This window comes from Pseudomonas sp. NPDC088414, assembly GCF_044753325.1.
Taxonomy (GTDB): domain Bacteria; phylum Pseudomonadota; class Gammaproteobacteria; order Pseudomonadales; family Pseudomonadaceae; genus Aquipseudomonas.
The window spans coordinates 1-14029 of record NZ_JBIVMY010000016.1; the positions used below are offsets into that span (position 1 = coordinate 1).

Sequence of the window (14029 nt, forward strand, 5' to 3'; positions counted from 1 at the left end):
TCAGTCCGACCACCGAACTGCCGTAGAAACCCGACTGGAGTCGCGTGCGCATCCCGGTTTCGCCGGAAGTCGACCGGATCAAGAGCCTGCTGCGCAAGCACAAGCTGCACAGCGTCTGCGAAGAAGCGTCCTGCCCGAACCTGGGCGAGTGCTTCTCCGGCGGCACCGCGACCTTCATGATCATGGGCGACATCTGCACCCGTCGTTGCCCGTTCTGCGACGTTGGCCACGGTCGTCCGAAACCACTGGACGTCAACGAGCCGGAAAGCCTGGCGATCGCCATTGCCGACCTCAAGCTCAAGTACGTGGTGATCACCTCGGTTGACCGCGACGACCTGCGTGACGGCGGTGCCCAGCACTTTGCCGATTGCATCCGCGAGATCCGCAAGCTGTCGCCGAATGTGCAGCTGGAAACCCTGGTCCCGGACTACCGTGGCCGCATGGACATCGCCCTGGAAATCACCGCCGCCGAGCCGCCGGATGTGTTCAACCACAACCTGGAAACCGTGCCGCGCCTGTACAAGGCTGCGCGTCCGGGTTCGGACTACCAGTGGTCGCTGACCCTGCTGCAACGCTTCAAGCAGATGATGCCGCACATCCCGACCAAATCCGGCCTGATGCTGGGGCTGGGCGAGACTGACGAAGAAGTCATCGAAGTCATGAAGCGCATGCGCGAACACGACATCGACATGCTGACCCTCGGCCAGTACCTGCAACCGTCCCGCAGCCACTTGCCGGTGCAGCGTTTCGTGCACCCGGACACCTTCGCCTGGTTCGCCGAAGAAGGCTACAAAATGGGCTTCAAGAACGTTGCTTCCGGCCCGCTGGTACGTTCTTCGTATCACGCTGACGAGCAGGCGAAACTGGTCAAGGCTGAACTGCTCGGTTCCTGATTCAGCGCTGACAGCCTGCAGAAAATACCCGCTTCGGCGGGTATTTTTGTTTCGGCCTGAGAAAACCTGTGGCGAGGGAGCTTGCTTCCGCCAGGGTGCGACTCAGTCTCAAAAAACTTGGGGTCGCTGCGCAACCCAGCGGGAGCAAGCTCCCTCGCCACAGTTTATTGGTGATCCCGCCTCTTTTGTTTGTCTTTGTACCTGACTACTGTGTGTGCATGATTTCACAGGGAGCCCCACGGATGACTGTTCGACCGACTCACACCCTCTTTGCCCATAAACCCGTGCCGGCGCTGCCGTCCGAAGGGCTGATCGGCGTGATCGCCCCCGCCGGCCCCGGCGCGCTGGACACCGACAAGGCTGTGCAGTGGATGCGTGCCCGCGGCTATGCGCTGAAAGTGTTTCCGGGTGTCTACGCGAAGGAAGGCTATCTGGCCGGCAGCGATGACGTGCGCCTCAACGACCTGCACGCCGCTTTCGCCGATCCCGAAGTCGACGCGATCATCTGCCTGCGCGGCGGCTACGGTACGCCGCGCCTGCTGGACCGGATCGATTACGATCTGCTCAGCCGCCACGCCAAGCCGTTTGTCGGCTACAGCGACATCACCGCGCTGCATCTGGCGATCAGTCGCTACGCCGGGTTCGTGACCTTCCACGGCCCGCTGCTCAACGCCGATTTGCTGGGCGACAAGGAGCCGCCGACTGTCACTTCATTCTTCGCCATGCTGCGCGGTCAGTTGAAGGCGGGGAGTGTGTTGAGCCATCCGGTGGCTTATCCGTTGACCACGGTCGAACCGGGCATCGCCCATGGGCGGCTGCTGGGCGGCAATCTGGCAATGATTGCCTCGACATTGGGTACGCCTTACGAGATCGACGTGGAAGGCGTAATCCTGTTAATCGAGGATGTCAACGAGCCGCTGTACAGGATCGACCGCTTGCTCACGCAGATGCGTCTGGCCGGCAAACTGGCGAGATTGCGGGGCGTGCTGGTCGGGGATGTGGCGGGAGTGGATGTCGATGCACTGAATCGTTTGCTCAAACAGACCTTCGAACCGTTACGGATTCCGGTGCTGTCGGGATGGCGCAGCGGCCATTGCGACCCGAACCTGACGCTGCCGATGGGCGCGCTGGTGCGGCTGGATGCGGGGAAAAAGGAGTTGATGCTGGAGCAGGATGTAGTCACCCGATAAGAAAGCAAAAAAGATCGCAGCCTGCGGCAGCTCCTACATGGGATGGGTGTTTACCCTGTAGGAGCTGCCGAAGGCTGCGATCTTTTGATCTTGCTTTATTGAGTACGCAGGCTCTCAAGCAATTTATGCGTCGGATACCCGTCCGCCGGCCAGCCAAACGCTTGCTGCGCGCTGCGAATCGCCTTGCGCGTATTGGCGCCGATAATCCCGTCCGCCGTGCCCGCATCGTAGTTACGCGCGCTCAGCAGGTTCTGCAATTCAATACGCTCGGTGCGGCTCAATGGCAGGTCGTCTTTCGGCCAGGTGCCGTTGATCAGGCCTGCGCCATTGAAGCGCTCGGACAACAGACTGACTGCCAGTGCATAGGACGACGAGTTGTTGTACTTGAGGATCGCCCGGAAGTTATCGAGGATCAGGAACGCCGGGCCACGGTAGCCGGCCGGCAGCAGCAGGGCGGCGGACAGTTGATCCGAGCCGGCCGGGGCCTGACCGCCATTCGGCAGAATCACCCCCAGTTGACGCCATTCGGCAACAGTCTTGCGCATCGCGCCATCGGCCAGGGTGTAGTTGAAGCCGCTCGGCAGCTGCACTTCAAAGCCCCACGGTTGACCACGCTGCCAGCCCGAGCTTTGCAGGTAGTGCGCGGTGGAGGCCAGGGCGTCGGCCGGGCTGCCCCAGATGTCTCGGCGACCGTCGCCGTCGAAATCCACGGCATGGGTGTTGTAGGTGGTCGGAATGAACTGGGTCTGGCCCATCGCGCCGGCCCACGAGCCCAGCATCTTCTCAGGCGTGATGTCGCCCTGTTGCAGGATCTGCAGCGCCGCGATCAATTGCGCATGGGCAAAGCCCGGACGCCGGCCTTCGTAGGCCAGGGTCGCCAATGAGTTGATCACCGACTTGGTGCCCTGGAACTGACCGAAGTTGCTTTCCATGCCCCACACCGACACCAGCGCCTGACGATCAACGCCATAGCGCTGCTCGATGCTTTGCAGGATGTCGGCGTACTGACTGATCAGCGCCTGACCTTTGCGCACCCGCAGCGGTGACAGGGCGCCATCGAGGTATTCCCACACCGGACGGGAGAACTCCGGCTGGCTGCGGTCGGCTTTGATCATGCTGGCATCGAAGCTGACATTGGCAAACGCGCGGTCGAACAGATCGGCGCGGATCCCGGCCGCCAAGGCATCCTTGCGGAAACCCGCCTGCCATTCGGCAAAGGTCTGGGTGGGCTGAAGATCAAGCGGGTCGGCGGACGGCACTACCGGCGGGATGATTGCCGGGGCTGTTGCGACAGGGGCGGCTTGAAGAGGTTGCGCATCGGCAGCGGTAGGTTTTTCCGCGCAGGCGACAAGCAGAATGAAGCTGGAGGCAGCGATCAGTTGGCGAACGGGCCAACGACGGGAAAGACTAAAGGGCATGCACGGTTCCAGGGGATACGATTCAGGTACAGACCTTAACATGCCCGGGGGGTAGTGTGCTTCAGGCAGCCAGAAAGTAAGAAGCCTCCCAGCTTTTAGACTGGAAGGCTTCGCGGCGGTAGCTGCCTTTGCCCTTGGTCGGTCGTTCCTGGCGACTGCGGAACAGGGGTTGGGCGATGATGGATTTGGCCTTGTTCGGGCCATGTTTCGATGGCTTTTTGCGCATGATGGATCTCTCGGTGAGTGGGTGTTGCGGGGGCAATAATCTGCCGATGTCGGGCATCTGTCTATAGGACAGTTGGCGAGGCGATGTGTGGGAAAAAAGATCAAAAGATCGCAGCCTTCGGCAGCTCCTACAGGGATCGGTGTAGGAGCTGCGGCACGCTGCGATCTTTTGCTTTTATTCAGCAGGAAGAGTCAGACGCTGCCCCGCCATCAACAACGCCAATCGGCTCAGGCTCATCCACGGCGAACCGGCGGCCTGGCCTTTGATCTGCGCATCGATGCGCTGGGCTTCGAGCAGCAACTGTGCCCAGCGTTGCGCTGTGTAGCGCTGAAGGGCTTTGCTCATCAACGGTTTGCGCTTGTCCCAGACCGGCGGTTTCGCCTGGCTGAAGCACTTGTCCAGCGGTGTGCCCTGGCTGTACTGCAGCGAGATGTTGGCCAGCAGGCGCAACTCCCGCGCCAGTGCCCAGAGGATCACTGGTGGCTCGACGCCTTCACCGCGCAGGCCTTCGAGCATGCGCAGCGCATGAGCCGGTTCGCCGTTGAGCACGGCATCGGTCAGGCCGAACACGTCGAAGCGCGCACTGTCGGCCACGGCGGCCTGCACGGTTTCGACGGTGATCTGCCCACCTTCGGCCATCAGCTTGAGCTTTTCGATTTCCTGCGCGGCGGCGAGCAGGTTGCCCTCCACGCGTGCGGCGATCAGTTCGACCGCGTCCTGGCTGGCCGACAGCCCGGCCTGTGAGAGACGCTGACGAATCCAGCTCGGCAACTGGTTGGCATCCACCGGCCAGATCTGGATGAACTGGGTCTGCTGCCCTTCGACCAGCGCCTTGCCCCACTTGGTCTTCTGCGCACTGCCGTCGAGCTTGGGCAAGCTGATCAGCAGTACCGTGTCTTCAGCGGGGCGCGAGCAATATTCGATCAGCGCGGCAGCGCCCTTGTCACCGGGTTTGCCAGAAGGCAACCGCAGTTCCAGCAGGCGCTTTTCAGCGAACAACGACATGCTGGCGCCGGCCTGCAACAAGGTACCCCAATCGAAATTGGCGTCGGCGGCGAACACCTGGCGTTCGTCGAAACCTTGCTGGCGGGCAGCGCTGCGGATAGCGTCGGCGGCTTCCTGGCACAACAGCGGGTCATCGCCGCTGATGATATAGACGGGCGCGAGCGCGCCTTGCAGGTGTTTGCCGAGTTGAGCGGGAGCGAGCTTCATAAGAGAGGGCGAACGGGGCGCCTGAGCGCCCCGTACGTCTTACTGCTGCGGCAGTTCGAGCGGCGACTGACGCGGGGTTTCCGCTTCAGCCTTCTGTGCCGCCTTCAGCGCGTCGGCTTCAGCCCGGGCACGGTCGTTGGCCGCTTGCTGCAATTGCTGCAGTTGGCCCGGCGTCAGCTGTTGCAGGCGCAGCATCATGCGCTGAACCAGTTCGCGACGGGTTTCGCGACGGGCGTCGTTGGCTTCCTGATCGGAGCCGATGAGGTTGTTGCCGTCGTGAATGAACACTTTCTGTACTTCAAGCTTGTCGCTCAACAGGTTCAGATTGTGTTCGCCTACGATGTCGTAGTTCAGCACGGTGGTCACTTGGTACTCGCCCGTACGACCGGCACCGGCGTAGCTGAGGATGCGCTGGTTTTCCTGCTCGTCAGCCAGATACAGCTTGTACGGTGCGCCGCTGTAAACCTTGACGCCGCTGGACTCGAGCACCTGACGCAGCTGGGTGACGGTCTCGCCATAAGCGTTACGGGCGCTCAGATCGAGCTCCTTGATCGACAGTTCGTTGGTGCCGGTGCCACGCAGCTGGAAACCGCAGGCGCTCAGCAGAACGGCGAGGCCCATCACCAGCAGATTGCGTTTGATCATTGTGTTGCTCCCCTTGAAACCAGGTGGGCCGACCCTGCGGCCCGAAAGGTTTTACAGGGCGTCAGGCGAACCTGACGCCCAATCCAATTTAGCTGGCGACGATGTTGACCAGTTTCCCCGGTACAACGATCACTTTGCGAATGGTCAGACCGTCGACGAAACGCAGCACGTTTTCGTTGGCGCGGGCAGCCGCTTCGACTTCTTCACGGGTGGCGCTGGCCGGCATTTCGATCTGGCCACGCAGCTTGCCATTCACTTGAATGACCAGTTGCAGGCTGTCCTGTACCAGTGCGCTTTCATCGACCGCAGGCCAGCCCGCATCAATCACCGGGTCAGCGTGGCCCAGTTGATTCCACAGCTCATGGCTGATGTGCGGCGTGATCGGAGCCAGCAGCAACGTCACGGCTTCCAGACCTTCGTGAATCAGCGCGCGGTCCTGCTCGGTGCCTTGCGCAGCTTTTTCCAGCACGTTCATCAGCGTCATCACTTGAGCGATGGCGGTGTTGAATTTGTGGTTCTGGCCGACGTCATGGCTGGCCTGTTTGATGGCCAGGTGGATGGCGCGGCGCACGGCTTTCTGCTCGTCGTTCAGGCCGGCGATGTCCAGCTTGCCCGGCAGGCCCTGGGTGACGTGGGCCTGCGCCAGACGCCAGACGCGCTTGAGGAAGCGGTGCGAGCCTTCAACGCCGGAGTCCGACCATTCGGCGCTCATGTCAGGCGGCGAAGCGAACATCATGAACAGGCGGCAAGTGTCGGCGCCGAACTGATCGATCATCGACTGTGGGTCGACGCCGTTGTTCTTCGACTTGGCCATTTTTTCGGTGCCACCGATTTCCACCGGCAAGCCGTCGGATTTCAGTTTGGCGCTGATGACCTTGGCCTTGCTGTCACGCTCGAGTTCCACGTCCGCCGGGTTGAACCAGGTGTAGGCACCGTTGGCTTCGCGGCGGTAGTAAGTTTCGGCGATCACCATGCCCTGGGTCAGCAGGTTCTTGAACGGCTCGTTGGAGCTGACCAGACCTTCGTCACGCATCAGCTTGTGGAAGAAACGCGCGTACAGCAGGTGAAGAATGGCGTGTTCGATACCACCGATGTACTGATCCACCGGCAACCAGTGGTCGGCCGCGGATTTTTCCACCAGGCCACCTTCGAAGTGCGGCGAGGCGTAACGGGCGTAGTACCACGAGGACTCGACGAAGGTGTCCATGGTGTCGGTTTCACGCTTGGCAGGCTGGCCGCATTTCGGGCAGCTGCACTCGTAGAATTCCGGCATGCGCGCCAGCGGCGAACCGGCGCCGTCCGGCACCACGTCTTCCGGCAGCACCACCGGCAACTGGTCTTCCGGCACCGGCACGTCACCGCAGGTGGCGCAGTGGATGATCGGGATCGGACAGCCCCAGTAGCGTTGACGGCTGATGCCCCAGTCGCGCAGGCGGAACTGGGTGCGCGAGGCACCGAGGTTTTTCTTGATCAGGGCGACTTCCATGGCGTCGAAGGCGCCGCTGAAGTCCAGGCCGTCGAACTCGCCGGAATTGATCAGCGTGCCGTGCTCGCCGTAGGCGTCTTGCCACGGAGCCGGGTTGCTGTCACCGGAGCTGGTGCGCACCACCGATTTGACCGGCAGGTCGTACTTGTGGGCGAATTCGAAATCGCGCTCGTCGTGCGCCGGGACCGCCATCACCGCGCCGTCGCCGTAGTGCATCAGCACGTAGTTGGCGACCCACACCGGGAGTTTTTCGCCGGTCAGCGGGTGCTCGACGAACAGGCCGGTCGGCAGGCCTTTCTTCTCTTGAGTGGCGACGTCGGCTTCAGCGACGCTGCCGCCCTTGCATTCGGCGATGAACGCTTGCAGCTCGGGGTTGTTCTGCGCGGCCTGGGTCGCCAGCGGGTGCTCGGCAGCCACGGCAACGTAGGTCGCGCCCATCAGGGTGTCCGGACGGGTGGTGAAAACCTTGAGGGTGCCTGCTTCGCCGATCGAGTCGACGTTGTACGGGAACTGCACTTCCATGCCGCGGGATTTGCCGATCCAGTTGCGCTGCATGGTCTTGACCTGTTCCGGCCAGCCAGTCAGTTCGTCGAGGCTCTCCAGCAGTTCATCCGCGTAAGCGGTGATCTTGAAGTAGTACATCGGGATTTCGCGCTTTTCGATCAGCGCGCCGGAACGCCAGCCGCGACCGTCGATCACCTGCTCGTTGGCCAGTACGGTCTGGTCGACCGGGTCCCAGTTCACGGTGCCGTTCTTGCGGTAGATCACGCCTTTTTCGAACAAGCGAGTGAACAGCCATTGTTCCCAGCGGTAGTAGTCCGGCTTGCAGGTGGTCACTTCACGGGACCAGTCCACCGCCAGGCCCAGGCTGCGCAGCTGGGACTTCATATAGGCGATGTTTTCGTAGGTCCACTTGGCGGGTGCGACGTTGTTCTTCATCGCGGCGTTTTCCGCCGGCATGCCGAAGGCGTCCCAACCCATCGGTTGCAGAACGTTCTTGCCTTGCATGCGCTGGTAGCGGGAGATCACGTCGCCGATGGTGTAGTTGCGCACGTGCCCCATGTGTAGCTTGCCGCTGGGGTAAGGGAACATCGACAGGCAGTAGTAGGTTTCCTTGCCTGGCTGTTCACTGACTTCAAAGGACTTTTGCTCGTCCCAGAACGACTGGGCGGCGGCTTCGATTTCACGGGGCTGATATTGTTCGTGCATGGCTACTTTTGTACTGGATAGGGGTGGCCTAATCCTCTTCAACGCGCCTTCCGGGGATGCTCCGGACAAGCTGGAAGTGGAATGACAGGAAGCGCCGTAGCATACATGACCGCGCTTGGCCTAGGGAAACCCTGATTACAGCTGTCTGGCCCCGGAAACCCGTGGCGAGGGCCGTTGGTCGCGGCGTTCAGCCGGTTTGTGCAGCGAAGCTAAGCTCTTATTGGGGAGTGAGTCTTATCTTCAATGAGGTGAGGGATGGTGGAGCAACGGCAGAAAAACGTGACGAAACCCGAGTTGTACGAACGGTTGATGGATCGTCTGGGCATGGCGCTCGACGCTGCAAAAACCGCTGGCCGGCTGCGCGACGAGCGCCCCGTGGAACTGGAATTGCGTGGCTTGAGCCCCGCCGAGTTCAAACTGGTCAAGGCCTATCTGGATCGTAGTGAACGTGAGTCGCATGGCAGCTTGTCACAGGCAGTGAAGCAGCTCGATGCACCACAATCGGCCAAGGTCATCTGGCTCAAGGACAAGGCGCCCGGCAAAGACACCGTCAAGGTTCGCTCTTTGCAGGCCAAATAAGCGCAAGGCGGCAAGAAACGGATCTTTTTCAACAGGATCCGACCCTATCGGTTGTAACGCTCTATTAACACTCTTAGGCTTCGGGCATCTCTGGAGATGCCCCGATGCCTTTGCGTTACTTCATCAAACAACTTCTATTGCCGCCTGGCATTCTTTTACTGCTGTTACTGGTCGCCTGGTGGCTGCGCCGCTCCCGGCCGCGGCTGGCCGCTGCGTGTTTCGCCCTTGGCCTGGGTGGTTTCTGGCTGATGAGCTTGCCGGTGGTGGTGCAGTGGGGGGCCAAGGCGCTGGAGCGCGAGCCGCCGCTGCCCCGTGACGCCTGGTCGATGCTGGCGCAGCGCGCCGATGCCATCGTGGTGCTGGGTTCCGGGCGCGAGCGCGGCGATCTGGCCTGGGGCGAGGACCAGCCAACCGGCGTGGGGCTGGAGCGTCAGCGCTATGCGGCGCGATTGGCCAAAGCCTCCGGGCTACCGATTCTGACCAGCGGTGGCCTGCATTACGGCACGCCGCCGACCGAGGCGAAGCTGATGGCCGATTCGTTGCGCGATGATTTTGGCGTGACCACGCGCTGGCAGGAAGGCGAGAGCCGTACCACCTGGGAAAACGCCAAATTCAGCGCCGACATCTTGTTGCCCCAAGGCATCAAGCGCGTCGTGGTGGTGACGCAGGCCTGGCACATGCCGCGTGCCGTGTGGTGTTTCGAGCAGGCAGGGTTTGAAGTGGTGCCGGCGCCCGTGGGTTTTCTCGGGACCGACAATGCACGACCGTTTGGTGGCTGGCTGCCGGAATTCAAATCGATCTGGCAGAGCGGGCAGTTGCTGAATGAGGCGGTGGGGCAGGTGGGGTATTCGCTTTTTTACCGCTAAATCACTCAGTGGCAGTGCGGCCTTTTGTGGCGAGGGAGCTTGCTCCCGCTGGCCTGCGCAGCAGGCCTGATCCAGGTAAACGCACTGTCTTGGACAGATCGCGTGCGCTGGATTTACGACTGCTTCGCAGCCGAGCGGGAGCAAGCTCCCTCGCCACAGGTCAGTGACCTGCTTTTAAAGGGTTTTCGACATCCGGCTCGCCATCAGCGCCCAGCCGAACAGCAGCACACAGACGATGATCAGCGGCCACGAACGCCATTCAAGATAAGGCGTCAGGTTGTGCATCGGCACCACTTCGCCATACAGGATGCCTTGCTCGAACTGCGGGATCTGCTCGGTGATCTGCCCGAACGGGTTGATCAGTCCGGTCACGCCGTTGTTGGTGGCGCGGATCATCCAGCGGCCCGCTTCAAGCGCGCGCATCTGCGCCATTTGCAGGTGTTGCAACGGGCCGATCGAGGTGCCGAACCAGGTGTCGTTGCTGATGGTCAGCAGCAGGTCACTGCGTGCCGACAGACTGGCAGCGAACTCCGGGTACACCACTTCGTAGCAGATGAACGGCGCAATCTGATAACCCTTGGCCTGCAGCAACGCTTGATCCGCCGGCCCACGAGCGAAGTCGGACATCGGCAAGTCAAAGAACGCGATCAAGCCGCGCAACAGATCCTGCAAAGGCACGTACTCACCGAACGGCACCAATTTCTGCTTGAGGTAGGTGCCATCGCCTTCGCCGACCACGGTGATGCCGTTGAAGAAGCGTTTTTCATGGCGGACCGTCTCGCGGATCGGCACGCCGGTGATCAGCGCCGATTTACGCTCGGCGGCGAAGTTGCCCATCATGTTCAGGTAGCCCTCAGCGGACTCCTTGAGCACCGGCACGGCGGTTTCAGGCCAGATCAGCAGATCCACCGGCTTGGAGCGAAAACTCAGATCGCGATACAGCGCCAGTTGCGCATTGAGCTGCGCCGGATCCCACTTCATGCTCTGTTCGACGTTGCCCTGAATCGCGGCGACGCTCAGTGCCGGGCCGGACGGACTGGTCCAGGCATGGCCCTTGAGCGCAATACCGGCTACCCAAGGCCCGACCAGTAACAGCAAACCGGCCGCGATAAAGCCTTTGCGACCGGATTGCAGCAAGCGCGGCGCGTTATAGATCAGTGCCGCAGTCAGCGCCAGAACGAACGACACCAGCCACATGCCACCGACCGGCGCGAGCCCGGCCAACGGGCCGTCGAGCTGACTGTAACCGGAATACAGCCAAGGGAAACCGGTGAGGAACCAGCCGCGAAACGCTTCCTGACCGACCCACAGCGCGGCGAACGCCAGTGCATCGGCCAGCGGTGCTTCATTTCGGCGCAACCAGCGCGCCCAGACCCAGGCGGGCAGGGCGAAGAAAAACGCGATCGCTGCGGTGAACAGCAGCATCAGGAACCCGGCCAGCAGCACCGAGGCGCCACCGAAGTGGTGAATGCTGTAGTAGATCCAGCTGGTCCCTGCGCCGAACAGGCCGAAACCGAAACACCAGCCACGCCCCAGCGCCTGACGCGGTTTCAGCTCGCGCAGCCCGGCGTAGAACAGGCCGACCGCGAGCAAGGCCAGCGGCCAGATGTTGAACGGGGCGAGGGCGAAGGTGGTGATTGCACCGGCCGCCACGGCCAGCAGGTTACCGGGCCAGCCGGGGCGGGTTGTCCAGCGCAGGGGGTATGTCATCAGCTATTTCCTGTATCGCGCCGGGTCTGCTGTTACGCAGGGCAAGGCGCGAGGAGTGAAGTTTGGTTTTTCAAATGAACGACGAGCAACGCAGCCCTGCGTAACAGCAGGCCCGGCCCTCCGGGTTGCGCCTGAAAGCGGGCCATGCTGCGTTGCAGTCCTTGGAAAGGGAATGCCATTCCCTGCGGACTGCGCCTTGCCTGGCCCGCTTTCAGGCGCAACGCGATACAGGAAATAGCTGATGACATACCCCAATCCTTAAATTTACCGGGCGATAGGGGTCAGTCGCAGCAAATGAATCCGACGGCTGTCGGCGTTCAGGATGCGGAAACGATAGGCGCCGATTTCAGTGATTTCGTTGCGTTTTGGCAAGTGCCCGAACGCGCTCATCACCAGACCGCCAACGGTGTCGAACTCGTCGTCGGAGAATTCGCTGTCGAAGAACTCGTTGAAGTTCTCGATCGGCGTCAGGGCCTTGATCAGGAAGTCACCGCTGGGCAGCGGCTTGATGTAGCTGTCTTCTTCGACGTCGTGCTCGTCTTCGATGTCGCCGACGATCTGTTCCAGCACGTCTTCGATCGTCACCAGACCGGCCACGCCGCCGTACTCGTCGATGACGATGGCCATGTGGTTGTGGTTGGCGCGAAATTCACGCAGCAACACGTTCAGACGCTTGGACTCCGGCACGAACGTGGCCGGGCGCAGCAGGTCCTTGATGTTGAAGCTGTCGCCGTTCTCCTTGAGGATCAGCGGCAGCAGATCCTTGGCCAGCAGCACGCCCATCACGTCGTCGTGGCTTTCGCCGATGACCGGGTAGCGCGAGTGGGCCGAGTCGAGCACGGCGGGCAGGAATTCACGAGGGGTCTGGGTCGCCTTGATGCTGATCATCTGCGAGCGCGGGACCATGATGTCGCGCACTTGCAGGTCAGCCACCTGAATGGCGCCTTCGACGATTGCCAGCGCTTCGCTGTCCAGCAGTTTGTTCTGATGTGCATCACGCAGCAGCTCAAGCAGCTCCTGACGGTTCTTCGGCTCGTGGGCAAAAGCCTGGGTCAGTTTACCCAGCCATGACTTCTGCCCGTTGCTCGATCGATCTTCGCTCATAGCGATTACTCTGAATCCTTTGTTGTAACGATAGGGGAGGTTTCGGTTTCGTCGTCCGCGTACGGATCGGGGTAGCCCAGTTCAGCAAGCAACTCGCGTTCCAGCGCTTCCATTTCCTCGGCTTCGTCGTCATCTATATGGTCGTAACCGAGCAGATGCAAGCAGCCGTGAATGACTAGATGTGCCCAATGGGCCTGGAGTTCCTTGCCTTGTTCGGCAGCTTCGCGCTCGACCACCGCGACGCAGATCACCAGATCGCCGAGCAGCGGGATGTCGAGAAACTCGTCCGGGACTTCCGCCGGGAACGACAGGACGTTGGTCGCGTAATCCTTGTGGCGCCAGGTGTGATTGAGTTCGCGACCTTCTTCCTCGTCGACCAGGCGAATGGTCATTTCCGAGTCGGCGCTGCGCTGGCGCAGAGCCAGTTCGCACCATTGGCGGAAGTCGGCTTCACTCGGGGCGTTCGCTTCGGTAGCGATTTGCAGATCCAGCTCAAGCATCGCGCGAGGTTTCCTTGGCGGCTTCGGCACGGGTCTCGAAGCGCTCGTAGGCCTCGACGATCCGTTGCACCAACGGATGACGCACAACGTCTTTGGGCTGGAAATGGGTGAAGCTGATGCCCGGAACGTCCTTGAGCACTTCGATCACATGATGCAGGCCGGACTTGGTCCCGCGCGGCAGGTCGACCTGGGTGATGTCGCCAGTGATGACTGCAGTCGAGCCAAAGCCGATCCGGGTCAGGAACATTTTCATCTGCTCGACGGTGGTGTTCTGGCTTTCGTCGAGAATGATGAAGCTGTTGTTCAGCGTACGACCACGCATGTAGGCCAGCGGCGCGACTTCGATCACCTGGCGCTCGATCAGCTTGGCCACGTATTCGAAGCCGAGCATTTCGTAGAGGGCGTCGTACAGCGGGCGCAGGTACGGGTCGATCTTCTGGGCGAGGTCGCCGGGCAGGAAGCCGAGTTTTTCACCCGCTTCGACCGCCGGACGCACCAGCAGGATGCGGCGGATCTGCTCGCGCTCCAGGGCATCGACGGCGCAAGCCACGGCCAGATAGGTCTTGCCGGTACCGGCCGGACCAATGCCGAAGTTGATGTCGTTACCAAGGATTTCCTTCACGTAGCGCAGCTGATTCAGGCCGCGTGGGCGAATCATGCCTTTCTTGGTGCGCAGAGCGACGGAGGCTTCGGCGGGAGCGTGGTTGTCCAGTTCGACGACGGCCGATTCCTGGAGGAACAGGTGCACCATGTCCGGCGACAGCTCGGTACCCTTGGTTTCCCGGTACAGGCGGCGCAGCAGGTTTTCCGCAGACGTGGTGTGCTTGGGGTCGCCGATCAGTTCGAACTGGTTTCCGCGGTTGCGGATCTCGATGGCCAGGCGCTGTTCGATCAAGCGCAGATGCTCGTCGAATTGCCCGCACAGATTGGCGAAGCGGCGAGCCTCAAAGGGCTCGAGGATAAAACGATGTGGTTCTATGGGTGCGTTCAA

Annotated in this window: 12 protein-coding genes and 1 pseudogene; 4 read left to right on the top strand and 9 right to left on the bottom strand. The window is 61.5% G+C overall.

Annotated features, from left to right (window positions below; all coding sequences use genetic code 11):
• Both lipA and ACIP8I_RS15260 read left to right on the top strand, forming a co-directional pair.
• Positions 1 to 893 (top strand): annotated as a pseudogene (gene lipA, locus ACIP8I_RS15255) (lipoyl synthase); the annotation flags it as partial.
• Between the two features lie 242 nt (positions 894 to 1135).
• Positions 1136 to 2083, top strand: coding sequence for an LD-carboxypeptidase (locus ACIP8I_RS15260; RefSeq protein WP_400762135.1), 948 nt, complete (start codon positions 1136 to 1138; stop codon positions 2081 to 2083).
• Positions 2084 to 2178: 95 nt separating this feature from the next.
• Here the strand turns inward: ACIP8I_RS15260 and ACIP8I_RS15265 are convergent, their stop codons facing one another.
• The 5 genes from ACIP8I_RS15265 to leuS form a co-directional block, all read right to left on the bottom strand.
• On the bottom strand, positions 2179 to 3501 hold the full coding sequence (locus ACIP8I_RS15265) for a lytic murein transglycosylase (RefSeq protein ID WP_400762137.1): 1323 nt from the start codon (positions 3499 to 3501) through the stop codon (positions 2179 to 2181).
• Between the two features lie 61 nt (positions 3502 to 3562).
• Positions 3563 to 3727: an alternative ribosome rescue factor ArfA gene (gene arfA / locus ACIP8I_RS15270; protein WP_400762139.1), complete on the bottom strand. Its 165-nt coding sequence runs from the start codon at positions 3725 to 3727 to the stop codon at positions 3563 to 3565.
• A gap of 174 nt (positions 3728 to 3901) precedes the next feature.
• The gene (gene holA, locus ACIP8I_RS15275; RefSeq protein ID WP_329695780.1) at positions 3902 to 4939 is read right to left on the bottom strand and encodes a DNA polymerase III subunit delta; all 1038 of its coding nucleotides are present in this window, start codon (positions 4937 to 4939) and stop codon (positions 3902 to 3904) included.
• 39 nt (positions 4940 to 4978) lie between these two features.
• Positions 4979 to 5584 (bottom strand): LPS assembly lipoprotein LptE, encoded by a 606-nt coding sequence (gene lptE, locus ACIP8I_RS15280; RefSeq protein ID WP_367085835.1) that lies wholly within the window; start codon positions 5582 to 5584, stop codon positions 4979 to 4981.
• Between the two features lie 88 nt (positions 5585 to 5672).
• The gene (gene leuS / locus ACIP8I_RS15285; protein ID WP_400762141.1) at positions 5673 to 8279 is read right to left on the bottom strand and encodes a leucine--tRNA ligase; all 2607 of its coding nucleotides are present in this window, start codon (positions 8277 to 8279) and stop codon (positions 5673 to 5675) included.
• Positions 8280 to 8534: 255 nt separating this feature from the next.
• Between leuS and ACIP8I_RS15290 the strand changes: the two genes are divergently transcribed.
• Entirely contained in the window at positions 8535 to 8858 is a 324-nt protein-coding gene (locus tag ACIP8I_RS15290) for a hypothetical protein (protein WP_007960569.1), read from the top strand.
• 104 nt (positions 8859 to 8962) lie between these two features.
• Positions 8963 to 9724: a YdcF family protein gene (locus ACIP8I_RS15295; protein ID WP_400762143.1), complete on the top strand. Its 762-nt coding sequence runs from the start codon at positions 8963 to 8965 to the stop codon at positions 9722 to 9724.
• Positions 9725 to 9898: 174 nt separating this feature from the next.
• Here ACIP8I_RS15295 and lnt read toward each other — a convergent pair whose 3' ends face one another.
• The 4 genes from lnt to ACIP8I_RS15315 form a co-directional block, all read right to left on the bottom strand.
• Positions 9899 to 11422: an apolipoprotein N-acyltransferase gene (gene lnt / locus ACIP8I_RS15300; protein WP_400762251.1), complete on the bottom strand. Its 1524-nt coding sequence runs from the start codon at positions 11420 to 11422 to the stop codon at positions 9899 to 9901.
• 276 nt (positions 11423 to 11698) lie between these two features.
• Entirely contained in the window at positions 11699 to 12538 is an 840-nt protein-coding gene (locus ACIP8I_RS15305; RefSeq protein WP_003228526.1) for an HlyC/CorC family transporter, read from the bottom strand.
• 5 nt (positions 12539 to 12543) lie between these two features.
• Positions 12544 to 13038, bottom strand: a complete 495-nt coding sequence (gene ybeY / locus ACIP8I_RS15310) for an rRNA maturation RNase YbeY (RefSeq protein ID WP_367085829.1) — start codon at positions 13036 to 13038, stop codon at positions 12544 to 12546.
• Positions 13031 to 14029 (bottom strand): PhoH family protein, encoded by a 999-nt coding sequence (locus tag ACIP8I_RS15315; protein ID WP_095139208.1) that lies wholly within the window; start codon positions 14027 to 14029, stop codon positions 13031 to 13033. The genes ybeY and ACIP8I_RS15315 overlap by 8 nt, the downstream gene beginning before the upstream one ends.

Excerpts from the sequence above, each read along its gene's own strand:
- ACIP8I_RS15260 (WP_400762135.1), top strand. The coding sequence starts at position 1,136 with ATGACTGTTCGACCGACTCACACCCTCTTTGCCCATAAACCCGTGCCG.
- ACIP8I_RS15265 (WP_400762137.1), bottom strand. The coding sequence starts at position 3,501 with ATGCCCTTTAGTCTTTCCCGTCGTTGGCCCGTTCGCCAACTGATCGCT.
- arfA (WP_400762139.1), bottom strand. The coding sequence starts at position 3,727 with ATGCGCAAAAAGCCATCGAAACATGGCCCGAACAAGGCCAAATCCATC.
- holA (WP_329695780.1), bottom strand. The coding sequence starts at position 4,939 with ATGAAGCTCGCTCCCGCTCAACTCGGCAAACACCTGCAAGGCGCGCTC.
- lptE (WP_367085835.1), bottom strand. The coding sequence starts at position 5,584 with ATGATCAAACGCAATCTGCTGGTGATGGGCCTCGCCGTTCTGCTGAGC.
- leuS (WP_400762141.1), bottom strand. The coding sequence starts at position 8,279 with ATGCACGAACAATATCAGCCCCGTGAAATCGAAGCCGCCGCCCAGTCG.
- ACIP8I_RS15290 (WP_007960569.1), top strand. The coding sequence starts at position 8,535 with ATGGTGGAGCAACGGCAGAAAAACGTGACGAAACCCGAGTTGTACGAA.
- ACIP8I_RS15295 (WP_400762143.1), top strand. The coding sequence starts at position 8,963 with ATGCCTTTGCGTTACTTCATCAAACAACTTCTATTGCCGCCTGGCATT.
- ACIP8I_RS15305 (WP_003228526.1), bottom strand. The coding sequence starts at position 12,538 with ATGAGCGAAGATCGATCGAGCAACGGGCAGAAGTCATGGCTGGGTAAA.
- ybeY (WP_367085829.1), bottom strand. The coding sequence starts at position 13,038 with ATGCTTGAGCTGGATCTGCAAATCGCTACCGAAGCGAACGCCCCGAGT.